Origin of the sequence: Yinghuangia sp. ASG 101 (genome assembly GCF_021165735.1) — a bacterium.
In the GTDB taxonomy this organism is placed as follows: domain Bacteria; phylum Actinomycetota; class Actinomycetes; order Streptomycetales; family Streptomycetaceae; genus Yinghuangia.
Genome location: NZ_CP088911.1, coordinates 7,070,838 through 7,094,320, shown reverse-complemented (window position 1 = coordinate 7,094,320; position 23,483 = coordinate 7,070,838). Strand labels below are relative to the sequence as shown.

Genomic DNA, 23,483 nt, shown 5'->3' with positions numbered 1-23,483 from the left:
CCGAACGTGGTGCTGCGGGCCCTGCGACCTGGTCCATCGGCGACACGCTGCGGTATCCCGCAGGAGGCAGCCGGGACCCCTGCGGGGCCAGCCGCTCGGTCCGAGTGTTGGTCGTGCGCCTTGTGCGGGAGAGTCAGGGGTGAGGCTACTGCCGGGTCCACGGTGAGCTTGCCGTGATCGGCATCCGTTTGCCGGTCCACGGTCTGGGAGATGCTCCGGGCGTCCGGGACCGCCCCGGCGCCATGACCTGGGCTGCCGTCGTACGCTCCTACGCCAAAGCTGTCCTAGCCTGCGACTTTCTTCGAGAAATAAATCGGCCGTCGGGAGAGCCGTGTATCCGCAGGCCGTCCAGCACGGGCGAGCGTCACTGCACAGAAGCCCTCGGCGGGCTGCTTCGCCGGGACGCGTGGACGAGACTCCGTCACCAAAGCGTTCGCCCGCCTGACCAGACCGACCTCGTGACCGTCGACGGCGTCGGGGTCCTGCCCGCCTCCGCCAACACCCCCGAGGGCTTCAACCGTCGGGGCGACGCTCCATACGAGCGCAAGAGCCTCGCGATCTCCAGCAACGTGCACCCGTCAAGGTTGACGAGACCATGCCGAAAACCCTTGCCACCGCTCCGTGATCGCCGGCTCCACCACGCGCTCGTGATCGTCATCTCCGGCGACAACCGCCAGCTCTCCGAGACCGTCAACGGAAACGGAGTCGTCGCCTGAACTGAGGTCGAGCGCCAGGACATTTCGTGTTGAACTGACGTGTCCGGGGGAGAAACCGCTGTCCATCACAGCGTTTTGCCAATCGTTCGGCCACCGGGGGACCGCTTATGGCATCGACAACGGTAACCGCTACCTGGCACTTGAGGCCGCGCCAAGGGGAGACCTACAGGTCAGACACCCTGCTTCCCGGCTGGTGGTCGCGGCGGGCGGATACTGGAGGAGCCCGGGGCCCTGCTCCACCGGAGGCAATCACCATGCGCTCGTCCACTCGCGGACGCGTCTACCGCCGCTGCGGCTGCCGTGACAGCGACCGACGGCAACTCGGCACCCGCTGCCCTCGTCTGCTCTCCGATCCGGGTCACGGGTCGTGGTCCTTTGCCGTGGATGTTCCCGCGCCCCGTGGCGTGCGCACCACCGTGCGCCGCGGCGGGTTCGAGAGCCAATCCTCCGCCAAGGCCGCGCTGCGGCGGCTCCTCGACGGTGAGGTGGGCGGGTTCGACGCGGACCCGAACCAGACCGTCGCCGAATACCTCGACGGGTGGCTCGCGGAGAAGGAACTGACGCTGAAGCCGACGACGTACGTCCGCTACCGGGACTACGTCACCAACGACCTCATCCCCGGGCTCGGAGCGATGCGGCTGGACGACCTGGGGCACCGGCAGATCCTGGCGTTCGTCCGGCGGGAGCTCGCCGCCGGCCGTGGCCGCACCACGCTGTACCGGTGCCTCGCCACCCTGTCCAGTGCTCTCGGGGACGCGGTCCGGGTTCACCGGTTGGCCTCGAACCCGGCGTGTCCGCCGGTCATCCGCCGGCCGCCGAGCCCCGAGCGGGTGGTGTGGACCGCGGAGGAAGCCGCCCGGTTCCTCGAATACGCCCACCGGCAGGACCCGCTCATGGCCGACCTGTGCGAAGTACTCATCGGCACCGGAATGCGCAAAGGCGAAGCGCTCGGGCTGCACTGGGACGACGTCCACCTCGAAGCCGGAGTCCTCTACATCCGCTACACACTCTCCTGCGTCGACAACAACCGCCTGGTCATCACGACCCCGAAATCCCGCAACAGCAGGAACTGGGTCGCCATCTCCGGCCGCGTCGCCGACGCACTGAAACACCGCGCCGCCCAACAACGCCGCACACAGGCCCGCCCGCGCACGGGGCCGTTCTCCGGTTTGGTGTTCACTCGCCCGGACGGACGCCCGCTGCGCCCGCAGACCCTGCTCGACCGGTTCCGCCGCCTGTCCACGGCCGCCGGCCTCCCGCGGATCACGCTGCACGACCTGCGGCACCTCGCCGCGACCCTCACCATCGCGGCCGGAGTGCCGCTCGTCGTCGTGTCCAAGACACTGCGGCACTCGACGCTGTCGACCACCGCGAACATCTACGCCCACCTCACGCGCCCGGCCGCACGCGCCGCTGTCACCACCATCCAACGCGTCCTCGCCCACGCCGAAGACCGCCTGGCCACGACCGGCGGCTGCGGTCCACCAACGCGCGGCCCCACACCACCCGAGCCCCCGCGCGGCTGGTTCCAGCAAGTCCTCGACGTCCTCGACTCCGACAACAACGCGCCCGGGCAACGAAGGCGCACACCGTCGGCACACGCACGCCACGGCAAGGCACTGATCCGCGGCTGACCATCAGCCCTCGCTGATCGTCCATCCGTCCGAACCCTCGGGACGCTACGCGCTGCCCGAACGCAGTCCCGTGCGACCGCAATGCCGCAGAAGACCACCCTGCGACCACCACGCGATGCCCACGAAACGCGTCCGGTGATCGAACCATCGCCGAGGGACGGCGACTTCAGGCCTCACCGACCACCGGCACCGCCGAAAGGGCGACCACACCGCGACCACCACGCCCCCGGACGCCGGAAAGGCCGCCCCCTCCAGATGGAGAGAACGGCCTTCGACCTGCGTAAACGCTGGTCGGGACGACAGGATTTGAACCTGCGACCCCTTGACCCCCAGCATTCCCGCAGGTCAGACGCTATATACCACACGAACTGGCGTGCAGCCGAGTACAGTTCATCCTACCTCGCGCACGGCGTGTGGTCCCGTCGTGGTCCCACAGGCCAACTACCCAAGGACACGAACGGCAGGGCCCTGCAGGCACTTTGGCGCGCTCACGACGGGCGCAAATCATCACAAGAGAATGCTACGCCCGACAGATGTGGCACCACGAACCCGCTCCCGCCAGCGACCCGATGAGCAGGCGCCCTCATCGACGTGGCCGGGACTATGCTCGGGGCCGGTTCGGCCCCGAGGCGCTGCGCGCGCTTGTGGTGGGGAGAACGCGAGCCTCACACGACCGGCCGCGTGAACACGCTGGCGATGCCTTCGGTCCAAGCGGCGCACCAGGGGCGATGACCTCAGAGTACGATGCGACCGCGGTTCAACGGTCGAAGTGCAGCCATTCGATACCTGCCTGGGCCAGCGGTTTGAGGAGCGTGCGGTGGGTCGCGGCGGCGACGACCGAGTCGTACGCGTCGCCGCCGGTTTCGCCGCCGACTTTGAGGACCAGGCCGAGAGCGACGTAGAAGGACGTCGGGCTGCCCGTCCACCAGTACGACCGCAGCGGTACGCGGCGCAGTGCCCGGGTCAGGTCGTCGACGAGCGGCACCGGCGGCCGGGTGACAACGGCGCGGTAGGGCCCGCCGACGGCTGCCTCGGCGAGGACGAACTGAAGCAGCCATCCGCTGAGCGGCTCGCGTTCGCGCTCCAGCGGGCTGACATCGTCGTGGCGGATCCACACCGCCGGGTCAGGCCGGTTCGGGTCCACGAGCCAGTCCCACCCGCCCTGGTTCTCGACGGCGATCGGCAGGAGACCTCCGGAATGGCGAGCCGACGTCTCCCAGGATGTGACGGAGTTGTGCACGCCCAGGATCTGCGGGTGGTCCGCGGCGAGCCCGTGGAAATGCGCCAGGGCGGGGGGATCGGCAGTTCGGGTGCGGGCGCGGCGACCGGCGCGGCGTCGGAGGTCTTCGGATACCAGCCGGCGACGAAGTCGGCCAAGGCCGAGGACGGGTCCGTCGGCACGGCCGCCAGCCAGTCGACGCCCGGCAGCGAACCGACCGGACGCGGCGGACGGACGCGGTCGAGCGCGGCCTCGGACAGCGGCGGCCGAACTCCCAGGACAGCGTCGAACCCGCCCTCAAGCCCGTCCCCCCAGGACCACAGTTCACCCTGCCCGAGAAACAGCACACCCTCTGGCACCCGGACGAACAGAAGCACCCGCTCCCGCAGTTCGTACAACCTGTCCATGAAACCGACAGCCGCAGCATCGATCAGCTGGAACATGCGGCTGTTGCGAACCCTGCTCGCATCCGGAGCATCGCCCGCGTCCACCACGACCACAGTCGCGGACGCCCCGAACACCAAGCTGGCGCCGCCCACGAGGTACGTGACGGGGCTGTCGCCAGCCAAGGCAAGCGCGTCCGTCTCCGCGTCCAGCAACGTCAACGGGACCAAGCCAACGGGGTACGAGGTCACCCGGACATCATGTCGAACCCGACTCGTCGAATATGCGCCAGACCAGGGCCGACGTCGCCTAACCGTGGCAGTTCGTACACAGGCCCCATGATCTCCCGCCGCTTTCGCGACGACCCGTCGCATTCGTCAACGTTGGGCGTCATCGAGGCGAACCGCTGTGAAGACAACCAATGTCCTCGTGAAACGTGGGCCCCGCGCACATCTTCTACGTCGGCGCCTCCGGGGACCGCGTCCTCTACTGGGCAGGCAACCCGCGCGTGACCACGGCAGAGTTCGGGGGAGCTTCAGGATCTGCTGCTCGCCAGCGCGGGCGAGTCGGGCAACCAGCTCGGCCATGCCGTGGACGCCGATAACCGGATTCACCTGCGGCGGCCTGCGGCGCGCGGAGATGATTTTGAGCATGCGACGAGGATTGCCGACCCGGATGGTCTTCACGACCACCCTTGCCGGTTTCGCAGCGGCCTCGGTTTGGTTGCTGCCTGGCGCGAAACGCGGCGATGTGGATCCGCTCAGTGCGATCTTGGCGGTCGCTGCGTTGGCATTCGCCTGCTTCCTTGCCTGGGGTGAGGCACAGCGCCGTGACCGTGACATCGCCGCCGTCGCGAGCAGGCTCGCCACCGAAATCCGCGAGAAGGAGACCGCAGACCGTAATCGGATCCTGGGCGACCCCAAAGCCATCGATGTGCGTTTCACACTCCGGCGCCCCATCGCCCCGCATCAAACAGCGACCGGCGCTCGACCTCACGGGACGCTCGCCGAAATCGCGGACTACTTCACGGCGCTGGAACCTCGGCGCATGGTCATCACGGGTCTTCCCGGCGCGGGGAAGACCCTCCTCGCAATCGACCTGGTCCTGGCACTGATCAAAGATCGCAACGACCACGCGCCAGTCCCCGTTCGACTCCCCCTGTCATCCTGGTCGGAAATTCATCCAGGGCCCACTCCGAGCCCTGCCCCCGACCCATCTCGCCTCGTGACAGCGTGGCTCGCGCGATCCATCGCCGAGTCCTATTCAGTTTCACGCCGAGCCGCCGACGCCTTGATCACTGCCGGAATGATCCTGCCTGTGCTGGACGGACTCGATGAAATGGACTCCACCGACGACCTGCCACAGACCTACCAAACGCGGGCGCGCCGCGCGCTCGACGTCCTCAATGCCTATCAACTCGGGCATGAGCGAGCCAGCCTCGTCCTCACGTGTCGATCTGGCCGATACCGCGATCTGGAAGTGGTACAGACCTGGGCCCGCGATGCTGCCCACGTCGCGCTTGAACCCGTCGCGCCCATCGCAGCCTGCGACTTCATCCGCGCCCGGGTTTCCGATCCGCAACGCTGGCGGAGCGTTCTCGATGAGATCAACGCGCGTCCCTCTGGCCCGCTCGCGCGGACGCTGTCAACTCCGTGGCGACTGACGATTGCCGTCACGGTCCACGAGCAGCAACATCCAGCTTCGGGCGCCTATCTGCGCACACCGCGCGACCTGCTCAATCCGGCACTCAACTCCGAACCCGCGCTCCGCGATCACCTCGTGCGACTCCTGGTGAGCAGCACGCTGACCACACACCCGCCCCCCTGGAATGCGACACCCACCCAGGCACGCACCTGGCTCGGCACCCTTGCCGGCTATCTCAACGCCAACGCTGCCATGGGGCGGACGACACACGGCCAGGCTCTCCCAGGCACCGACATCGCCCCTCTGGACCTGTGGCCGCTCGCCGGCCCACAACACGTCATCCGATCCATGCGCATGATCACCACCGGAATCGTCGCGGTCACAGTCGCCTGCCTCATCACGGGAATGCAAGCCGAACGCGGCTGGCCCCCTCCGTGGCAGATCGGCATCGCCTTCATGGTGCTGTCCGGCCTTACGTTATCCGTGTTGTCTGCTGTGGAGTCAGCGAGCAGCTCCCAACTCTTCGGACACCGTCAAGACGTGCTGAGAAGCCGTTGTCTTAGCGAACTTGGCGTCGTTTTATAGGACTTGGGTTCTCTTTGGAGTGGTCCCGCCGCTGAAGGCGCATGAAAGCAGGGCCTCTTGGAATCTCGGTGGTTGTCGAGACCGAACGAGATGTCCAGGAGGCCCTGTTGCCACGGTTGTACGCGGTTGCTGCGGGCGAGTCCAATCCGTTCAGCCGTGGGTGTGACTGTCTCGCACATGCGTACGGAAACGCGGGCGGTCGGCCGCCCCGGGCACGCGCGTACCCCTCGGACATGAGTGACGCGGAGTGGGCGGTGGTCCGGGCCGCGTTTCCGGTGCCGCGTTGGCTGGAGGGCCGGGGCGGGCAGCCGGAGGCGTACTGCCACCGGGAGATGGTCGACGCGGTCCGGTACCTGGTCGACAACGGCATCAAGTGGCGGGCGATGCCCGCGGACCTGCCGCCGTGGGACCGGGTCTACGCGTTCTTCCGCCGCTGGCGCGACCAGGGCCTGGCCGCCGAGTTCCACGACCGGTTGCGGGCGCGGTGCCGCGTCGCGGCCGGCCGGGCGGTGGAACCGACCGCGGGCAGCATCGACGCGCAGTCGGTCAAGGCCGCCGCCTCGGTGCCGTCCGCCTCACGCGGCTACGACGGCGGCAAGAAGATCAACGGCCGCAAGCGGCACATCGTCGTCGACACCCTCGGGCTGCTGCTCCGGGTGCTGGTCACCGCGGCCGGCGTCACCGACCGCGAGGCCGCCGCCCGGATGCTGCCCGCGCTGCGGGCCCGGCACCGGCACCTGCGGCGGATCTGGGCCGACGGCTCCTACACCGGCGACCTCGTCGACTGGGCCGACGAACACCTCGACATCGCGCTGACGGTCGTCAAACGCACCGACGACGTGCGCGGCTTCGTCGTCCTGCCCCGGCGGTGGGTGGTGGAGCGCACGTTCGGCTGGCTGATGCGCTCACGGCGCCTGGCCCGCGACTACGAAACCCTCCCCACCAGCAGCGAAACCATCGCATGGTGGTCGATGGCCATGCTCATGACCCGGCGCCTGGCCCGCCGGCACCGAGCACGCCCCCGCCTTGCGCCGCCGGCGGCAGCGTGAACACCCCCGGCACCCGTTCCAACAGCCATCCCCGCACCACCAGCCGCTTCGCCTTCGACCGCACCCCCTCCACCTTCCCCGGCACCAGCTCCAGGCCCAGCCCCCGGGCCAACTCCTTCACCCGCAACCCGGCCGCGTCCGCCTCTTCCACCAGACCCACGATCCGCCGGTAGTCCGGCGCGAGCACCGCCACCGACGCCCGCCCTCCCCGCCGCGGCACCACCGAACCCGCCGCCACCGCCTCGACCTCCACAGGCTCCGGCTCCGAGCCGGCCGCAGACGCCTCCGGTTCCGGCTCTCCCAGGGCCTCGGCCAATTCCGCGACCGCGATCACGCGACGCTCCAGCACCGCCTCGGCGTCCCGCAACGCGGCCGCGACCCGCTCCGCCTCCGCCCGCAGTTCCTCCACCCGAGCCCGGGCAGCAGTCTCCCGCTCCTCCAACAACCCCATCACCGACGGCACAAGCACTCCCGCGAAGAGACGACAACGATGCGTCATCCCTCCCGCACCACACACCGCTTCACGCCTGACCAGCGAAAACACACACCGAACTTTCGGAAAGACAACGGCTTCTGAAGCAAGGTTGCGCCCCGCTCCTCGCGGGAATGTGCGGCGCCATCGGAACCGCCGGCCTTCTTCACTACGCTCGCCTGCCCGACCGCACGCTGGTCATCGGGTTCGTCGCATTCCTCCCTGCCTGGGCCGCAGCACGACACTATGCCCGTGGCCTACCAGCCAGACACTTCACCCGTAGACCTCAAACAACCTTGCGCATCGAGATCGCCACAGTGACGGCAAGCACCGCTCTACTGCCCCCTCTGCTCATCTATACCGCCCGAGCGGATCACGAGCAGTTTGCGGGGGCCGGCTGGCTCATCATGGGCATCCCGGCGGCGCTGTTCGTCTTCGCGGCCATCGGTGGCATGCGGTACGGCGTCCTGCTCTTGTCCACCAGACGCTCACCTGTGCAACTCCCCTGGCGTCTGTGCAGCTTTCTCGGATGGGCCGAGGAAGCAGGTCTCCTGCGACTGTCAGGCAGCGCCTACCAGTTCCGTCACAAGGAGTTGCAGGACTGGTTGGCGGCCCCAGCGAATCAAGTCTGATCACGTTCCACTGGCGCCACGCGCGCGGCTGCAGCCCACCGAGCGTGCACAGGAGCAATCAGCGTTGGGCGTCCGGTGCCCAGCGTGCTGTTCAGCGGTGAGGAGCACCTGCGCTGTTCAACGCTCGCTTACTACGGCATGACGGATCAGGCGCGGGATCGGGGGATACAAGGTGCATAACGTCCGACTGTCTTCAGTGACTGAAGAGCTAGTAGTACTTCGTTAACTCGAAGTTGATGTTGGTGTCGGCATCGGGCATGCTGTCTGTTGTGCTTTTGGGGGAGATAGAGGAACTGCGTTGTGATCTCGCCGAGTTCGTGGCTGAGGTGTTCGCGTCGGTGCCGCGGAAGGACACGCGGGGGTGGGCGGACTGCTATCTGCGCGGGTTGATGCTGGACGGGCGGCGCAAGTCGGTGCAGCCGATGGCGGAGCGGCTGCCGGACGGGGACATGCAGTCGTTGCAGCAGTTCGTGAGCCAGTCGCCGTGGGACCACGTCGCGGTCCTGCGTGCGGTGGCGTTGAAGACTGTGCCGGTGGTGGACCCCGAGGTGTGGGTGATCGACGATGTGTCGTTCCCCAAGGACGGGCCCATGTCGGTCGCGGTGGCGCGGCAGTGGTGCGGCGCGTTGGGCAAGCAGTCGAACTGCCAGGTCGCGGTGAGCCTGCACGCCGCCTCGGATGTGGCGTCGGTGCCGCTGTCGTGGCGGTTGTTCGTGCCCGAGGAGTGGGCCGGCGACGCGGTGCGGCGGGCGAGGACGGGGGTTCCCGACGCGGTGGAACACCGGGAGAAGTGGCGTCTCGCGCTGGACCTGATCGACGAGGCGACCTCGTGGGGCCTGGCCCCGAAGGTGATCGTCGCGGACGCCGGATACGGCGCCTGTCACGCCTTCCGGCAGGGCCTGGCCGACCGCGGCCTGGACTTCGTCGTCGCCGTCCGCGCGGACGAGACCGCCCACCAGGCGGACGCGGTCCCCGCCGCGCCCGCCTGGTCCGGACAGGGCCGCAGGCCCGCCGAGCGCTACCGCACCAAGCCCGCCGCGTTGAAGGCCCTGGCCGCCGACGGCGGCCGGCCCGCCTACCGGCGCACGACCTGGCGGCACGGATCCAAGGGCCCGATGCGCTCCCGGTTCCGGGTGCAGACCGTCCGCCCCGCGGGCGTCGCACCCCGACGGCACGCGACCGCCGCCGCGGGCGGAACCGCCGCCTGGGACGGCATCCTGCCCGCCGCCACCCTGCTCACCGAATGGCCCACACGCGAGAAGGCACCCACCGACTACTGGCTGACCAGCCTGCCCGCCGACACCACCACGAGGCTGCTGGCCCGCCTGGCCAAGATGCGCTGGCGGATCGAGCACGACTACCGCGAGATGAAACACGGCCTCGGACTGGACCACTTCGAGGGCCGCACCTGGCGCGGCTTCCACCACCACCTCGCCCTGGTCACCGCCGCCCACGCCTTCCTCACCCTCCGCAGGCTCGACCCAAAAGCCCACACGCCGGCCTGACGCTCTACCAGGTCCTCGACACACTCCAGGACCTCCTCGGCTGCTGGACCGGCACCTGCCACACCTGCCACCGCCCCTTACCCACACGGAAAGCCAGGCGCAGAACCCAAACATTAGCCCCAACCTAACGAAGTACTACTAGTGCTGCGTTCCGCTTTGGGTGGGTAAGTGGTGGTCAGGCAATGTTGTTTCGGCTTCTCGGGGGCGAGTGCGATGCCGAAGTTTCTGATGGCCCGTCAGCCTGCGGACGGGGACGAGGAGAAGAAGATCCGAAGGTTGGCCGGGGCGCGTCACGCTCCGGCGGCTGGATCCTCAGGGCCCGGATCATCGTGTTGAGCTGGGACGGCCTGCATGTTCCGCAGGTCGCCGCTCGGGCGGGGTGTCACGCGAAGACGGTGCGGCGTGGCTGCACCGGTTCAACGACCACGACCTGGTCGGCCTCGGCAACCAGCCCGGGTGCGGCCGGAAGCGCCGGATCACCGAGGCGGAGCGGTCCCGGGTCATCGCGATGGTGAAGCTGGTTCCGCCGGGCCATGGGCTGGAGCGGCATCCGGGCGGTGACCTGGTGGCGGGCGACGCGACCAGGCCGCCGGAGTGGACGCTGGACGCGTTGGCGGCCGAGGCCCGCCGTGCGGGGATCGCGGTCAGCCGCAGCCAGGTCCGCAGGATCCTGCTCGCCGAGGGCGTGCGGTGGCGCCGCACACGGTCGTGGGCCCGGTCGAGGGACCCGGAGTTCGTGGGAAAAGGACGCGGATCGTCGAGCTCTACACCCGCCCGCCCGACGACGCGACCGTGGTCTGCGTCGACGAGCTCGGCCCGGTGATCCCCCGCGCGTTCCCGCCGGCGCCGGGCTGGTCACCGGACGGACACCGCATCAAACATGAGATCGACTACAGCCGCGGACCAGAGAAGACATGGGTCTACGGCGGGCTCCGCGTCCGCGACGGACAGCAGGTCACCATGACCGCGTCGTCGCGGAACAGCGTCTTCTACCAGCAGTTTCTCGGGTGTCTCGAGGACGCCAACCCGACCGGTGAGATCGTCGTGGTCACGGACAACCTGTCCTCGCACAACAGCGTCTCGACCCGGGCTCGCGGACCACCCCAGATCCGGCACGTCTTCATCCCGGTGGGTGCCTGCTGGCTGAACCTCCAGGAGGGCTGGTGGCGGATCTTCCCCAAGGCCGCCCTCGCCGGGCAGTCCTTCGCCGACCCCGACGAAATCGACCACGCCACCCGCACCGCAACAACCCAGCTCAACGCCCGGGCCAAGCCCTGGATATGGGGCAGACCAGCCCCCCCGACACGGCGATTACGACGCCGATTTGTGTACTCCCTTTTTTTGAGGAACGCAGCACTACCCCCCGGTCGCATCAACGACTCATCTGAACACTGCACACCAAGTGTGCGGCGGGCGACGGCCCGCCCCTCTCTTTCACTCTCTGCCAACCACCCAGGGAAAACAAGACTGCAATTTTTCCTACCAAACACGAACAATCATCACCGGGCGGAGCTCTACGCCGCTCTCCGACGGGAGGGACGCTCATGTCAGAGATCTGGGATCCGCATGGCAGCCTGCGGCGCATGCTGTGGATCGGCGGCGCACAGTGGTCCGGCAAGACCACCGTGGCGGAAATCATCGCCGAGGAACATGGCTTGACGGTGTATCACTACGACTTCCACGACGCCCGCGGCCACCAGGATCGCCGGATCGCGCGCCGAGACTGACCGGCGTCCTGGCGCTCCAGGACTTCCGTGGTGTGCCTGCGGCCGCACCGTCTTCGCTGTCAGTCGCGGGGGTTGATCAGCCCGCGTTCGTAGGCGCGGATGAGTCGGCGGGGGACGAGGTGTTCGCGTCCGTCGAGCGTGATGGGGACGAGGGCGGGTGTCGTCGCCTTCCATTGGGCTCGGCGGCTGTGGGTGTTGGCACGGGACATGCGGCGTTTGGGAACGGCCATGTGAGTCGGTGTCCTTGATGGAGTTGACGGGTTCGGCGTCGTGGAGGTCGGTTACCAGCTGGACTTGCGGATGCCCGGGAGGTATCCGGCGTGGGCTTGCTCGCGGAATCTGACGCGGGACAGGCCGAAGGTGCGCAGGTGGCCGCGCGGGCGGCCGTCGACCGAGTCGCGGTTCCGCACTCGTGTGGCACTCGCGTCGCGAGGCTGTCGGCGCAGCTCCCGCAGGGCGGCGTCGCGTTCGGTGTCGGTGGAGTGGGGGCTGCGGAGGATTTCCTTGAGTTGGGCGCGGCGTTCCGCGTACTGCGCGACGATCTCGCGTCGCCGGTCGTTTTTTGCGATCTTGCTCTTCTTGGCCATCAGATCTTCTCCCCGCGTGCCCGGATCGCGGCGACGACGGCTTCGATGCCGCGCCGGTCGACGGTCTTGATGCCTTTGGCGCTGAGGGTGAGGGTGACGTACCGCCCTTCGGAGGCCAGCCAGTAGCGCTTGCGTTGGATGTTGGGGTCGAACCGGCGTCGGGTGCGCCGGTGGGAGTGGGATATGGCGTTGCCGAACGCCGGTTTCCTGCCGCTGACTTGGCAGTGTGCGGACATGAGTGTCTCCGATGGTTCGGCGCCGGTCGGGTCGGCGCGGCGGGTCAGGGGTGTGGGTGCGTGGGTGTGTCCCATGCGGGGAACGGGTCGTCCGACGCGCCCGGGGGCGCCTCGTCGGTGCCGAGCAGGCAGTCGCCGAGCGCGGCGCGGAGTGGTTCGGGGAGCAAGTCGGTGCCGATGAACGCGAGTTCCTGTCCGGAGGGCACATCGGCGTCGGCGGTGCCGGCGGGTTCGAAGCGCGCAACCGGTCCGGCCTGCGACCACATCCCGGTGACATGAGGGCGCGTGGCGAGGCGGAAGAAGCCTTTCGATCGGATGACGTCCCCGAAGCGGCCGTTCCCGAGGTCTCCGTTCAGCAGGTCCCACAGCCGGCCGGGGTGGAACGGCCGGGGGTCGCGGAAGACCAGGCTGGTGATGCCGTACTCCTCGGTCTCCGGGACGTGGGGGTCGCCGTTGAGCTCGGCGACCCAGCCGGGTGCCTGCTCGGCCTTTGCCACGTCGAACAGCCCGGTGCCGAGGACTTGTTCGAGAGGAACGGCGCCGTGGTCGCCGCGCATGATCCGCGCGTGGGGATTGAGTCTGCGCAGCGTGGCGTGGAGGCGTTGCTCGCGGGCGGGGTCGACCAGGTCGGTCTTCGACAGCACGATGACGTCGGCGAATTCGACCTGGTCGACGAGCAGGTCGCTTACTGTGCGGTCGTCGTCCTCGTACGCGGCCAGGCCGCGCTCCGCCAGGTCGTCCCCCGAGGCGACGTCCAGGGGAAACGCGCACGCGTCGACCACGGTGACCATGGTGTCCAGACGGGCGAGCGCGGTCAGGTCCGCGCCGTCGTCGCGGGCGAACGAGAACGTGGCTGCGACCGGCATCGGCTCGGAGACTCCGGTCGATTCGATGAGCAGGTAGTCGAAGCGGTCGGCGCGGGCCAGGCGGGCGACTTCGTCCAGCAGGTCTTCGCGCAGTGTGCAGCAGATGCATCCGTTGGTCAGTTCGACGAGCCGTTCGTCGGTGCGGGTCAGTGCGCCCGAGCCGGCGACCAGGGCGGCGTCGATGTTGACCTCGCTCATGTCGTTGACGATGACCGCGACGCGCAGCCCGTCGGTGTTGCCGAGCACGTGGTTGAGGAGTGTCGTCTTGCCCGCGCCGAGGAACCCCGAAAGCACCGTGACGGGCAGGCGAGTGTCGCCGACGGGCGGGGAGGTGGCGGTCACCGTTTGGTCCTGGTGGTGGCGCCGGCGGGTGCGGAGGCGTACGGCAGCAGGGCCATCTCGCGTGCGTTCTTCACCGCGCGGGCGACGTCGCGCTGCTGCTGCACGGTCAGGCCGGTCACCCGGCGGCTGCGGATCTTGCCGCGGTCGGATACGAACCGGCGCAGCAAATCGGTGTCCTTGTAGTCGACATAGGTGATGCCCGCGGCGTCGAGCGGGTTCTTGCGGGGTTTGCGCGGGGCGGCGCCGAAGCGGGGCACGATGCGCTCTCCTCTCGGTTCGGATGCGGGTGTGGTCAGGCGGCGACGTCGTCGAGGAATTCCGCGAACGGGTCGGCGAAGGTGCGCCAGTGGTCTGGTCCGCGCGTGTATTCGTCGTCGGTCAGCAGGCAGGAGTCCAGGAGTTCGAACAGCGGCTCGCGGTCGAGGCCGGGCGCGATGAAGCACAAGTGCTGGGCGCGGTCACCGTGCAGCGGGTCCCAGTCGACCGCCGCGGCGGCCTGGCGCAGCGGCGGCATCGCGTCCCATTCGCTGTCGGTCAGCGAGGCGAGCCATGGCCCGGCGGATTCGACGGAGAGCGAGCCTCCGGCGGCCTCCCACGCGAGCAGATCGTCGGGGCGGCTGGCCAGCCACAGGCGTCCTCGGCTGCGCAGCGCGGCCGGGACCGCGTCCGCGAGGGCGTCGTACAGGCGCCCGGGATGGGCGGGCCTGCGTCGGCGCCAGACCGCAGTCACCACGCCCGCGTCCTCGTCGTCGGACGGGAGCAGCGAGCACGCGGGGTGGACACGTGCCGCGGCGACGCGGGTGTCGAAGGCCGCCGACGTCAGCGAGTCCAGGCCGGAGGCGTTGAGCGGGAGGAGCGTGGCCCCGGGGTGCATGAGCCCCATGAGCGCCAGGCCGGCGGCTTCGTCGTGGCCGCCTACGGGCGGGTACGCGAGGACGGTCGCGTACTCGATCTGTCGGGAGAGCACTTCGGCGACCGTGCCGTGGTCGTCGGGCGATGCAGCGAGCCCGAGTTCGGCCAGGTCGACGGGCCGCGCGAGGTCGTCGACGAGGAGGTCCGGGGCCACGGCCGCGATCACGGCGGCGAGTCGCAGCCGGTCGTCGGCGTGATCGGCGATCGCCTCCGCCGCTTCCTGGGGTTCGACGCTGTCCCACGTCTCGATCACCGCGAGCCGGATGCCGCGAAAGGTCGCCAGATGCCGCAGCCGGGGCAGGACATCCTCGCGGATCCCGCAGCACACACAGTCGTTGACGAGCGGCATCCGAATCCTTTCCAGGATTCCGGACGCGTCACGGACGACCAGTTCGACACGGCCTGCCTCGTCGCGCCCGAGTCTTTGGTGGATGAGCACCGACCGGGGCACCTCGGTGAGCAGCCGGTCACCGGTCGCTCGCCGCGCCTCGGCGAGAAGGCCGGTCAACAGGACCACGGGAAGGGGCGGCTCGTGAAGCATCGGTAGGGTCCTCAACACAGGGCTGACTTGACAACGATTTTCATTACCGTACAGGACTTCCGCGCCCTCCAGACCCCCAGAGGGTCATTGGTAATGGAAATCATGTCCAGTAAGGTCTGCGGAGGCAACCCGCCCACCCCAGGGAGAACCCGATGGCCCGCAACGACGTACGACCGATCATCAAGCTGCGCTCGACGGCCGGAACCGGCTACACCTACGTGACGCGCAAGAACCGCCGCAACGACCCCGACCGACTCGAACTGCGCAAGTACGACCCGATCGTGCGCCGGCACGTCGCCTTCCGCGAGGAGCGCTGACCGGCGGCGCACGACGAGCCAGGTGACGCGAGATCGCGAAAGCGCTCCGCCCGGCCGGTTCGCCGCCACATCCTCGGCCCCGGAAGCCGTCCGCCCGGAAGGTCGGGCGACTGTGCCTTCCCGCGGAGGCGGGCGAAACCTCGGTCACCGACCTTCGGGCGGGAGGCGGTTCGCGGTGACGCAGGCGACACAGATGCCGGTGAGTTCGACGGTATGCCGGATCTCGACGAAACCGGTGCGGGCGGCGACGCCGTCGGCCCAGCGTTCGACGGGGCCGGCGTCCAAGGCGCGGCTGTGGCCGCACTGTCGGCACAGCAGGTAGTGGCGGTGGTGATTCGCGAGCCGGTGCCGGTACAGGCGTTCGCCCGTCTCATCGCGTACGACGTCCACGCTTCCGAGGCGCACGAGGTCGTGGAGCGCCCGGTAGACGGTGCTGAGTCCGATGTTCGAGCCCGTCTGGGCGAGTCGGCGGTGCAGCCGGCGGGCGGACAGGAACTCCCCTTCGGCCACCAGGACCTCCGCGACCGCGCGGCGGCGCGGTGTTGAAGGCAGGGCAGCCTTGTGCCCTCGCGTCGCGAATCCGCCGCCCATGCAACCCCCGTCAGTACGTCGGCATGTGCCGACGGCCAGATGACTATGATTTTCATCTCTGGCAAGGCATCATCTCTGCTGAAAATGATAGTCATAACCCATAGTGGGCTTGCGAGCCTGCGTCCTGCCGGGCAACCGACTTCGTGACGCGACTATCTGGGGGAATGATGCGCACTGCGGACCGACGCAGCCGACGCCGCACCGGAGCCCTGGCGGTTCTGGTGGCCGCCACCGTTGCGCTGTCCGGCTGCAAAGCCGATGAGGACAAGGAAGCCGCGGACGGGAAGGTCCGGGTCGTGACCACGACCGAGATCCTCGCCGACCTCGCCCGCAACGTCGGCGGCGAACGGGTCCACGTCGACTCGATCGTGCCGTCGGGCGGAGATCCCCACTCCTATGAGCCGACGCCCAGCGACGCCGTCAAAGTGTCGAAGGCGGACGTGACCTTCACCAACCACCTGCTGCTCGAGGAACACGCCCTGATCAAGGCGATCGACGCCAACGCCCGCGCGGGCACGCCGAACGTCTCCCTCGCCGAGGACTCCGAGGCGTACGGCGCCCACGTGATCCCGCTGGTGGAGAACATCGGCCTGGACGTGCTGTGGCTCGGCCTGCGCGTCAAGGGCGAAGGGCGCGACCGCGGCGCCACGCGCGCCTCGGACGTCGTCCTGTCGGCCACGGCGGTCCATGGTCCCGGGCGGCTCGTCGCCTATCTCACCGAGGCCCTGGGCAAGCCCGTGGTCTACTTCGACTCCGGCGACGGGCTCGACGCCCGCGACGCGACGACGCTTCCGCCCGGCGCGCACACGCATCTCAACTGGGCCTTCACGCAGCCGGGAGTGTACGAGGTCAGCCTCGCCGCGCGTCTGCGCAATCCCGGTGCCGCCGACGAACCCGCCCTCGGGCAGGCGACGTTCCGGTTCGCCGTCGGCGTCGACCCCCACGCGCTCGGGTTCCCGCCCGGCACGCGCTTCCTGGACCAAGGGCACACCGACCTCGCGGTCGATCTCGACCAGGGTGCGATGTTCGCGTACGCGGACGGCGACAAGCCCGGCCTGCAAGCAGACGTACCCCCGGAGCAAGCGGTCCTCGTCGTGCCGAACAAGGCGATCCAAATCGTCCCCGACGACCCGCGGTTCGCGTTCCTCGGCGCGCCCGGAAGCACCGTCCACCAGCTGCCGCAGGCGGTGCTCGGCAAACACGTCCATGGCGAGATCGACCCCCACCTGTGGCAGGACGTGCAAAACGCCAAGGCCTACGTCCAGATCATCCGCGACACCCTCACCAAAGCAGACCCCGAAGGCGCCGACGAGTACGCCGCCAACACTCGGAGGTATCTGGAGACCCTCGACCGCGCCGACGCCGAAGTCCGCGCGACCATCGCCCGCATACCGACCGAACGCCGCCAACTGGTCACCACCCACGACGCGTTCGGGTACCTCGCCAGCGCGTACGCCATGACCGTGGCCGGCTTCGTCGTCCCCAACCCCGCGCAGGAACCCAGCGCCGACGACATCCGCAAGCTCACCGCGACCGTCAAGAACCTCAAGGTCCCCGCCGTGTTCATCGAACCCAACCTCGCCCGCCGCGCCTTGGTCCTGCGCCAAGTCGCCGAAGACCAGAACATTCGCGTCTGCACCCTGTACGGGGACGCGTTCGACGCCAAGGTGCGCGACTACGTCGCCATGATGCACAGCAACGCCAACGAATTGCTCACGTGCCTCGGCGGTGCGGCGTGACCGCGCGGCGCAGGCGGGGCGGCACACTGGCAACCGCGGTGCTCGCCTGCCTGGCCACCGCGCTCGCGCCCGCCGCCGCGGTGCCGCAGCCCCCGCCGCCCACAGGGAACGGCACCGTGATCGCGGACGGGCACCTCGACCTGGGACCCCGCGTCGTCGACGGCCGGTGGACGGTCCAGATACGCGACGACACCACCCGGCCGCCCACCTGGCGCTACCCCGAGGACGTGGTCGTCCATGTCACCGACACGGCCCGTCAAGAGCTGCCCGACGACCCGGCCTACACCTTCCTCGGCGCGCCTGGCGAACCGGTGTGGCTGCTTCCCCAAGTGCAACAGGCCGGCGTGCCGTGGCCCGGCTGGAACACCCAGGACCCCAGCGTCCTCGACCCGCCCGTACGCGACGTGGCCTGGTCGATCGAACGCGTCCAGGGACCGGGAACGTTCGTGCTGTTCCTCAACGAGGACTTCGGCGCGCCGCACACCGTGTTCAACTCGACGCGCCCGTTCCCCCAGCAACTCGCGGTGGAGCCCAACACCCACGCCCACGGCAACTGGGCGTTCACCCGCCCCGGGGTGTACCTGCTGGACGTACGCATGACGGCGCGCGCGTCGGACGGGCGGGCACTCGACGACCGGCGCACCCTGCGGCTGGCCGTCGGAACACCGCAACCCCGCGACGCCTTCGCCGTTGCCTGGGCCGTACCCGCACCCGCGGACCCGCCCGTCGCGCCGCCGGAGTCGGACGGGGGCCCGCCGGTCGCGGAGCCGCCCGGCGAGAAGGATGACTCCGATCCGCCCGTCGCCGTCATCGCCGTGTGCGCGATCGGCGGAGCGGCGCTGGTGACGACCGTCGCGCTGGTGCTCCGCAGGCGACGCCAGCCGGCATCCCAGGAGCGGCCGTCATGACCACACCCACGATGCCGTCGGCCAGGCTCGATGTCTCCGGCGTCGCCGTCGACCTCGGGGGCCGCCGCGCGCTCCACAACGTGAACCTGCGCCTGCACGACGGCGAACTCGTGGCCCTCATCGGACCGAACGGCGCCGGGAAGACCACGCTGCTGCGCGGCGTCCTCGGCCTCCTCCCCCTCGCCGAAGGCGGCATCACGGTCGATGGCGCACCGTCCTCCCGCGTGCGCGGCACCATCGGGTACGTCCCGCAACGCCACGACTTCGCCTGGGACTTCCCCATCCGGGTCGAGCAGGCCGTGATGACCGGACGCGTGCGTCGGATCGGCTGGCTGCGCCGTCCTCGGCGGGCCGACCGCGACGCGGTCGAGGAGGCGTTGCGCCGCGTGGACATGACCGACCTGCGGCACCGCACCATCAGCGAATTGTCCGGAGGGCAGCGCCAACGCGTCCTGGTGGCACGGGCGCTCGCACTCGATCCGCGCCTGCTGCTGTTGGACGAGCCGTTCACCGGACTCGACGTGCCGACACAGGAGCTGCTCACCGAACTGTTCACCGGACTGCGCGACGAGGGCCGGGCGCTGCTCATGACCACGCACGACCTGCCGGCCGCCTCGCGCACCTGCTCCCGCCTGGTGCTGCTGAATCGCACCGTCGTCGCCGACGGACCGCCGGACGAACTCGACGATCCGGCGGTCTGGTTGCGGGCGTTCGGCATCACCGACCCGAGCGGGCTCCCCGGGGCTCCCCTGTCCGCCATCGCCGCCCGCCCGGGAGTGCGCCCGTGAACGCCGTCGTGGATTTCCTCACCGGTCCGTGGGACCACGTCTTCATGCGCAGGGCGTTCCTTGTCGCCGCCATGTCCGGCATCGTCGCCGGCGTCGTGGGCACGCACGTCGTGCTGCGGGGCATGGCGTTCATCGGCGACGCCGTCGCCCACTCGGTCTTCCCCGGGGTGGCGGTCGCGTTCGTGCTGCACGCCGATCTGGTCGTGGGCGGCGCCATCGCGGGACTGGCGACGGCGTTCGCCGTGGCGGTCTTCTCCCAGAACCGCCGGTTGTCCGAGGACAGCGTCATCGGCGTGTTCTTCGCCGGCGCGTTCGGCCTCGGCATCGTCGTCCTCAGTTCCGCGCCCGGATACAGCGGTTCGCTGGAGTCGTTCCTGTTCGGGCAGATCCTGGGGATCAGCGACGGCGACGTCCGCCAGGTCGCGGTCGTCGGCGCTGTGCTGGTGATCGCGACGCTGGCGGTGCACAAGGAACTGGTCGCGGTCACCCTGGACCGCGAGAGCGCGCGGGCGGCCGGACTGCCGGTCTTCGCCCTGGACCTGGTGTTGTACGCGCTGGTCACCGTGACCGTGGTCATCTCGCTTCAGGCGGTCGGCAACGTTCTGGTGCTGGCGCTGCTGATCACCCCGGCCACGTGCGCGCGCCTGCTCACCGACCGGGTGGGTGTCATGATGCTGCTGGCTCCGGCGATCGGCGCGAGCTCGTCGGTGGTGGGGCTGTACCTGTCCTACGAGTTCGACCTCGCGGCCGGCGGCCTGATCGTTCTCGTCTCGACCAGTGTGTTCGTCCTCGTCTGGCTCTTCGCGCCGCGCCACGGGCTCTGGGCCCGGACCCGGCTCAGGCTGCGGCACCGCACGGCCCCGGCCGACGACCCGCTGCCCGCCCCGGCAGGCTGACCGGCAACCAGGGAGGCGAAGGGGCCGGACCCGGCGTACGCCGGGTCCGGCCCCTTCGCCTTTCCGTTCATCCCCGGCGAGCGCTGGTTCGGCGGCGTGCGGCGACGACCACCACGGCGCCGAGGAGGAGCAGGGCGGTCCCGCCCCAGATCAGACGGATCGGCTCGGTGGCTCCGGTCCTGGCCAGCGGACCGGTCGATGCCGTCCCCGCCGAGCCGCCGGACCCGCTCGATCCCTTCGAGCCCCCGGACGACGACGTACCGCCGCCGGTCGTCGTCGCGACCCCGGACGTCCCGGAGGTGCCGGATCCGGACGCCGAGGTCTCGGAGCCTGTCGTACTCGAGCCGGCGGTTCCCGCGGTCCCCGAGCCCGAGGTCGAACCGGAGCCTGGCTCGGAGTCCACGACGACCGTGTACGTCGCGGTGTCCTCCGCGGTGCCGCCGCTCGCGAGCGTTCCGGTCAGCCGCACGGTGAGGCGGTAGGTGCCCGGCGCGCCGAACCCCCAGTTGGCGTGGGCGTGGACGCCCAGCGGGACCTCGTGGCGGTCCGGCAACCCGTTCGCGGAGTCGAAGATCACGTTGGGGCGGCCGAAGCTGCCGTCCTCCCACACCGCAACGCCCCCCGGCCCGTCGACGCCGGTGAGCGTCAGCGCCACCGGCCCGGCGAGCTCACGCGCCGTCAGCTCCTCGGTGTTCCAACCGGCCCACACGACAGCGGGGTTCTGGGTCTGGGGGATGATCCACAGCGGTTGGCCCGCGGTGCCGAGGAAGCCGTACGAGCTTCCCGCCGGCACCGTAGTCTTCGCCGGATCGCCCAACCGCAGGGACACCGCGGACGGCGTCCGCCACACCACCGCGGCGGGATTGCGGCTGTCCTTGAACAGCAGCTGCAGCCGACCGTCGGCGAACGTTCCGGCCAGCGCGTCGACATGTCCGCGGTCGATCGTCACCGCGGACGAGTCGACCGCGACGGCGGCCAACGCGCGGACGGACGCCGGCGCACTGTCCTGGGGTACGGCGGCAGCCGACGCACTCTGAGGGGCGGCCGTGGCCGCTGGGGACTTCCGCTCCGGGCCGGGCGGGATTGTCGGATCCGGTGTCGGCTCGGGGGGCCCGGGGGTCTCGGCCGGGGGCGGTGGTTCGTCGTCGACCAGCACCGTCCAGTCGGCCGTGTCGCGCTTGGTCTCGCCGGTGTCGAGGGTCACTTCGACCGCGACGGAGACACGGTAGGCGCCGGGCGAGTCGAACGCCCAAGCCGTGTCCGTGACGTGGCCCGCGGGGAGCCGTGCGAGGTCCGCCACGTCGTCGCCGGTGTCGAACAGGACTCCCGTGTCGCTCCACACGGCTACGCGTCCAGGCCCTTCGATCGCGGCGATCGTCCAGACGACGTCGGGGACCGCGAGCGCGTCGGCGGGCACCTCGCTCGTGTCGAACACCGGAGAGCCCCCGTCGGGTCCGTCGGCGAGCCGCCATATCGGGGTGTCCGGAGACGCGAAGTCGGCGGGGAGGCCCGCCTCCCCCGCCGTGGCGCGGGTTTCGGGGCCGAGCAGGAGATCGCATGCCGCGTCGGGGCTCTTCGGGGCGTCGACGCAGGAGAGCCCTCCCGAGGTGGTGACGGTAACGTCGAGCTCACCGTCGTCAAGGCCCACCGACGTACGCATCACCGGGGCCGCCGGTGACGGAGACGGCTCCGCGAGGGCGGGGCCGGCTGCGGACGCGAGCAGCGCAAGCGCCCCGGCCCCCGCGGCAGTGGACGCCAGCGCGCTTCTCAGGCGGGCGTTCGTGGGCATGGGATGAAGCCTCCGATCAGCAGTCGAGGGAAAGGCACGCGGGCGACGGACAAAGCCACGAACACGCGTATGCCGTGGTTCGCCGTCGCCGCGCGGGACATCAGGGGGTCGGTGTGGACGTCTCAGCCGCATCCGGGCCGTCGGACCGACGGCGCAAGACCACGAAAAGAGCGGTCCCGCCGGTCGCCACCAGCAGCAGGCTCCCGACCGCCAACGGCAGTACGCCGTCGGCCCCGGTGTGGGCCAACGCGCCTCCGGAGCCGCCGCCCGTACTCGCCCCTGCGGCCGTGCCCGCCCTGTGGGGGGCGGGGGTCGTCGCATGGGTGGGGGGCGGGGTGTCGGAAGGGCCCTGCGACAGGGTCGTCGACGATGGGCTCTGCGACGGGGTCGTCGACGTCGGGACGCCGGTGGTCGCGGGGGGCCGCGTCGTCGCGGCGGTTGTCGTGGTCTTCGTCGGTGTCGCGCTCGATGTGGCGGTCGTGGGGGTGCCGGTCGGCGTCGAGGTCGGCGTGGCCGTGGAAGTCTGTGTGGACGTTGCCGTGGGAGTGGCGGTACCGGTCGGCGGCGGCTCCGTGGTCGGGTCGGGATCCGGCAGCGGCACCGTGTCGGGGTCGACCTCGTCGCCGACGACGACGGTGTAGACGGCGTCGTCCCTCAGCTCGTCGCCGCTGGCGGCGGTGACCTGGTAGGCGAACGTGAGCCGGTAGACGCCCGGTTGCGTGAAGACCCACATCGAATGGGCGTGCGTGCGCGCCGGCACGTCGATGGTGTCCGGCAGCCCGTCGCGGCTGTCGAACGTGAATAGGGGCTCCCCGAACGGCGAGAAGTTGAACATGGTCAAGTTGCCCGGGCCGTCGACCGATTCGAGGGTCATCGCGAAGCGCCCGGCGATGTCGGTGCTCGCGAACGCCTCGGTGCTCCAGCCCGCCCACACGATCGCCGGATCCTGGATCTCGGGGATGTGGTGGAACACCGTCCCCGGCGGCCCGAGGAACGCGAGACCCGGCAGGTCCTCGGTGATCTCGACGCGCCCGGCGTCGGTGACGTGCAGGATGACGGACTCGGGCTGACGCCAGATCGGCGCCGCGTGGTCGCGGCTGTCCTTGAACAACACCCGGAATTCGTCGCCGACCATGCGCGGCGCGACCGCGTCCACGTGGCCGGCGTCGATCACGACGCGTTCGTCCGCGATGGGGGTCTCGGTGTCGGCTGCGCGTACTGCCGCCGGGATGCGCGCGTCCGCCGCGCCGGCCTGTGCGACGCCGACCAGACACAGCGCGGCACCTGTGGTGAGCAGTCCTGCGGTGCCGACGGCCGCCAGCCGGGCTCGTACTGCCCTCATCGGCGCCACGTGCTTCCGGCGTGACTTCTTGCGGTGATCATCTCTTGCTCCGAAACGCGGGG

The 23,483-nt window shown here is 69.9% G+C and carries 24 protein-coding genes and 1 pseudogene; 14 read left to right on the top strand and 11 right to left on the bottom strand.

Annotated elements, in window-relative coordinates:
- Positions 1-458: 458 nt before the first annotated feature.
- On the top strand, positions 459-716 hold the full coding sequence (locus LO772_RS30345) for a hypothetical protein (protein WP_231775219.1): 258 nt from the start codon (positions 459-461) through the stop codon (positions 714-716).
- 404 nt (positions 717-1,120) lie between these two features.
- Positions 1,121-2,350: a tyrosine-type recombinase/integrase gene (locus LO772_RS30340; protein ID WP_231775218.1), complete on the top strand. Its 1,230-nt coding sequence runs from the start codon at positions 1,121-1,123 to the stop codon at positions 2,348-2,350.
- A 757-nt stretch (positions 2,351-3,107) separates the two neighbouring features.
- On the opposite strand, the gene LO772_RS30335 is transcribed toward LO772_RS30340, so the two are convergent.
- Complete coding sequence (locus tag LO772_RS30335; RefSeq protein ID WP_231775217.1) at positions 3,108-3,590, bottom strand: hypothetical protein; 483 nt, start codon at positions 3,588-3,590, stop codon at positions 3,108-3,110.
- A 1,038-nt stretch (positions 3,591-4,628) separates the two neighbouring features.
- Here LO772_RS30335 and LO772_RS30330 point away from each other — a divergent pair.
- Together LO772_RS30330 and LO772_RS30325 are read left to right on the top strand one after the other, a co-directional pair.
- Entirely contained in the window at positions 4,629-6,182 is a 1,554-nt protein-coding gene (locus tag LO772_RS30330; protein ID WP_231775216.1) for an NACHT domain-containing protein, read from the top strand.
- Between the two features lie 233 nt (positions 6,183-6,415).
- A complete protein-coding gene (locus LO772_RS30325; RefSeq protein WP_231775114.1) occupies positions 6,416-7,231 on the top strand; it encodes an IS5 family transposase in 816 nt (271 codons plus the stop codon).
- Here the strand turns inward: LO772_RS30325 and LO772_RS30320 are convergent.
- Positions 7,164-7,730 carry a hypothetical protein gene (locus tag LO772_RS30320; protein WP_231775113.1) on the bottom strand — a complete coding sequence of 189 codons (567 nt, stop codon included), beginning with the start codon at positions 7,728-7,730 and terminating at the stop codon, positions 7,164-7,166. The two genes, LO772_RS30325 and LO772_RS30320, sit on opposite strands and share 68 nt — an antisense overlap.
- A 269-nt stretch (positions 7,731-7,999) precedes the next feature.
- Here LO772_RS30320 and LO772_RS30315 point away from each other — a divergent pair, with 269 nt between their 5' ends.
- From LO772_RS30315 to LO772_RS30295, 5 genes and pseudogenes are all read left to right on the top strand, one after another.
- Positions 8,000-8,335, top strand: coding sequence for a hypothetical protein (locus LO772_RS30315; RefSeq protein ID WP_231775215.1), 336 nt, complete (start codon positions 8,000-8,002; stop codon positions 8,333-8,335).
- Between the two features lie 257 nt (positions 8,336-8,592).
- Positions 8,593-9,840, top strand: coding sequence for an IS701 family transposase (locus LO772_RS30310; protein ID WP_231775214.1), 1,248 nt, complete (start codon positions 8,593-8,595; stop codon positions 9,838-9,840).
- A 379-nt stretch (positions 9,841-10,219) separates the two neighbouring features.
- A complete protein-coding gene (locus LO772_RS30305) occupies positions 10,220-10,663 on the top strand; it encodes a helix-turn-helix domain-containing protein (RefSeq protein WP_231775213.1) in 444 nt (147 codons plus the stop codon).
- A pseudogene (locus LO772_RS30300) lies at positions 10,549-11,004 on the top strand (transposase); the annotation flags it as partial. The gene LO772_RS30305 and the pseudogene LO772_RS30300, both read left to right, overlap by 115 nt.
- Positions 11,005-11,384: 380 nt before the next feature.
- Positions 11,385-11,567, top strand: a complete 183-nt coding sequence (locus LO772_RS30295; protein ID WP_231779841.1) for a hypothetical protein — start codon at positions 11,385-11,387, stop codon at positions 11,565-11,567.
- 59 nt (positions 11,568-11,626) lie between these two features.
- Here LO772_RS30295 and rpmF read toward each other — a convergent pair whose 3' ends face one another.
- The 6 genes from rpmF to LO772_RS30265 are packed head-to-tail and all read right to left on the bottom strand — an operon-like array spanning position 11,627 to position 15,051.
- Positions 11,627-11,797 (bottom strand): 50S ribosomal protein L32, encoded by a 171-nt coding sequence (gene rpmF / locus LO772_RS30290; protein ID WP_231775212.1) that lies wholly within the window; start codon positions 11,795-11,797, stop codon positions 11,627-11,629.
- Positions 11,798-11,848: 51 nt separating this feature from the next.
- Positions 11,849-12,154: a 30S ribosomal protein S14 gene (gene rpsN / locus LO772_RS30285; RefSeq protein WP_231775211.1), complete on the bottom strand. Its 306-nt coding sequence runs from the start codon at positions 12,152-12,154 to the stop codon at positions 11,849-11,851.
- Positions 12,154-12,390 (bottom strand): 50S ribosomal protein L28, encoded by a 237-nt coding sequence (gene rpmB, locus LO772_RS30280; RefSeq protein ID WP_231779784.1) that lies wholly within the window; start codon positions 12,388-12,390, stop codon positions 12,154-12,156. The genes rpsN and rpmB overlap by 1 nt, the downstream gene beginning before the upstream one ends.
- 44 nt (positions 12,391-12,434) lie before the next feature.
- Entirely contained in the window at positions 12,435-13,598 is a 1,164-nt protein-coding gene (locus LO772_RS30275; protein WP_231775210.1) for a GTP-binding protein, read from the bottom strand.
- Positions 13,595-13,855: a 30S ribosomal protein S18 gene (gene rpsR / locus LO772_RS30270; protein WP_231775209.1), complete on the bottom strand. Its 261-nt coding sequence runs from the start codon at positions 13,853-13,855 to the stop codon at positions 13,595-13,597. The genes LO772_RS30275 and rpsR overlap by 4 nt, the downstream gene beginning before the upstream one ends.
- 35 nt (positions 13,856-13,890) lie before the next feature.
- Entirely contained in the window at positions 13,891-15,051 is a 1,161-nt protein-coding gene (locus LO772_RS30265) for a CobW family GTP-binding protein (RefSeq protein ID WP_231775208.1), read from the bottom strand.
- A 152-nt stretch (positions 15,052-15,203) separates the two neighbouring features.
- On the opposite strand from LO772_RS30265, the gene rpmG reads away from it, so the two are divergent.
- Positions 15,204-15,368, top strand: a complete 165-nt coding sequence (gene rpmG, locus LO772_RS30260) for a 50S ribosomal protein L33 (protein WP_231775207.1) — start codon at positions 15,204-15,206, stop codon at positions 15,366-15,368.
- A 144-nt stretch (positions 15,369-15,512) separates the two neighbouring features.
- Here the strand turns inward: rpmG and LO772_RS30255 are convergent, their stop codons facing one another.
- Complete coding sequence (locus LO772_RS30255; RefSeq protein ID WP_269453116.1) at positions 15,513-15,959, bottom strand: Fur family transcriptional regulator; 447 nt, start codon at positions 15,957-15,959, stop codon at positions 15,513-15,515.
- A 164-nt stretch (positions 15,960-16,123) separates the two neighbouring features.
- Here LO772_RS30255 and LO772_RS30250 point away from each other — a divergent pair, with 164 nt between their 5' ends.
- Genes LO772_RS30250 through LO772_RS30235 form a run of 4 tightly spaced genes read left to right on the top strand, consistent with a single transcriptional unit; the run spans position 16,124 to position 20,290 of the window.
- A complete protein-coding gene (locus LO772_RS30250; RefSeq protein WP_231775205.1) occupies positions 16,124-17,698 on the top strand; it encodes an anchored repeat ABC transporter, substrate-binding protein in 1,575 nt (524 codons plus the stop codon).
- The gene (locus tag LO772_RS30245; RefSeq protein ID WP_231775204.1) at positions 17,695-18,606 is read left to right on the top strand and encodes a TIGR03773 family transporter-associated surface protein; all 912 of its coding nucleotides are present in this window, start codon (positions 17,695-17,697) and stop codon (positions 18,604-18,606) included. Before LO772_RS30250 ends, LO772_RS30245 begins: the two co-directional genes overlap by 4 nt.
- Positions 18,603-19,394, top strand: a complete 792-nt coding sequence (locus tag LO772_RS30240; protein WP_231775203.1) for an anchored repeat-type ABC transporter ATP-binding subunit — start codon at positions 18,603-18,605, stop codon at positions 19,392-19,394. Before LO772_RS30245 ends, LO772_RS30240 begins: the two co-directional genes overlap by 4 nt.
- Positions 19,391-20,290 carry an anchored repeat-type ABC transporter permease subunit gene (locus LO772_RS30235; protein ID WP_231775202.1) on the top strand — a complete coding sequence of 300 codons (900 nt, stop codon included), beginning with the start codon at positions 19,391-19,393 and terminating at the stop codon, positions 20,288-20,290. The genes LO772_RS30240 and LO772_RS30235 overlap by 4 nt, the downstream gene beginning before the upstream one ends.
- A gap of 67 nt (positions 20,291-20,357) precedes the next feature.
- On the opposite strand, the gene LO772_RS30230 is transcribed toward LO772_RS30235, so the two are convergent.
- On the bottom strand, positions 20,358-22,079 hold the full coding sequence (locus LO772_RS30230) for a TIGR03773 family transporter-associated surface protein (RefSeq protein WP_231775201.1): 1,722 nt from the start codon (positions 22,077-22,079) through the stop codon (positions 20,358-20,360).
- 100 nt (positions 22,080-22,179) lie between these two features.
- The gene (locus LO772_RS30225) at positions 22,180-23,421 is read right to left on the bottom strand and encodes a choice-of-anchor M domain-containing protein (RefSeq protein ID WP_231775200.1); all 1,242 of its coding nucleotides are present in this window, start codon (positions 23,419-23,421) and stop codon (positions 22,180-22,182) included.
- Positions 23,422-23,483 lie beyond the last annotated feature (62 nt).

Coding starts and splice junctions, on each gene's coding strand:
- LO772_RS30330 (WP_231775216.1), top strand. CDS start 4,629: ATGGTCTTCACGACCACCCTTGCCGGTTTCGCAGCGGCCTCGGTTTGG.
- LO772_RS30325 (WP_231775114.1), top strand. CDS start 6,416: ATGAGTGACGCGGAGTGGGCGGTGGTCCGGGCCGCGTTTCCGGTGCCG.
- LO772_RS30320 (WP_231775113.1), bottom strand. CDS start 7,730: ATGACGCATCGTTGTCGTCTCTTCGCGGGAGTGCTTGTGCCGTCGGTG.
- LO772_RS30310 (WP_231775214.1), top strand. CDS start 8,593: ATGCTGTCTGTTGTGCTTTTGGGGGAGATAGAGGAACTGCGTTGTGAT.
- LO772_RS30295 (WP_231779841.1), top strand. CDS start 11,385: ATGTCAGAGATCTGGGATCCGCATGGCAGCCTGCGGCGCATGCTGTGG.
- rpmF (WP_231775212.1), bottom strand. CDS start 11,797: ATGGCCGTTCCCAAACGCCGCATGTCCCGTGCCAACACCCACAGCCGC.
- rpsN (WP_231775211.1), bottom strand. CDS start 12,154: ATGGCCAAGAAGAGCAAGATCGCAAAAAACGACCGGCGACGCGAGATC.
- rpmB (WP_231779784.1), bottom strand. CDS start 12,390: ATGTCCGCACACTGCCAAGTCAGCGGCAGGAAACCGGCGTTCGGCAAC.
- LO772_RS30265 (WP_231775208.1), bottom strand. CDS start 15,051: ATGCTTCACGAGCCGCCCCTTCCCGTGGTCCTGTTGACCGGCCTTCTC.
- rpmG (WP_231775207.1), top strand. CDS start 15,204: ATGGCCCGCAACGACGTACGACCGATCATCAAGCTGCGCTCGACGGCC.
- LO772_RS30255 (WP_269453116.1), bottom strand. CDS start 15,959: ATGGGCGGCGGATTCGCGACGCGAGGGCACAAGGCTGCCCTGCCTTCA.
- LO772_RS30250 (WP_231775205.1), top strand. CDS start 16,124: ATGATGCGCACTGCGGACCGACGCAGCCGACGCCGCACCGGAGCCCTG.
- LO772_RS30240 (WP_231775203.1), top strand. CDS start 18,603: ATGACCACACCCACGATGCCGTCGGCCAGGCTCGATGTCTCCGGCGTC.
- LO772_RS30230 (WP_231775201.1), bottom strand. CDS start 22,079: ATGCCCACGAACGCCCGCCTGAGAAGCGCGCTGGCGTCCACTGCCGCG.
- LO772_RS30225 (WP_231775200.1), bottom strand. CDS start 23,421: ATGAGGGCAGTACGAGCCCGGCTGGCGGCCGTCGGCACCGCAGGACTG.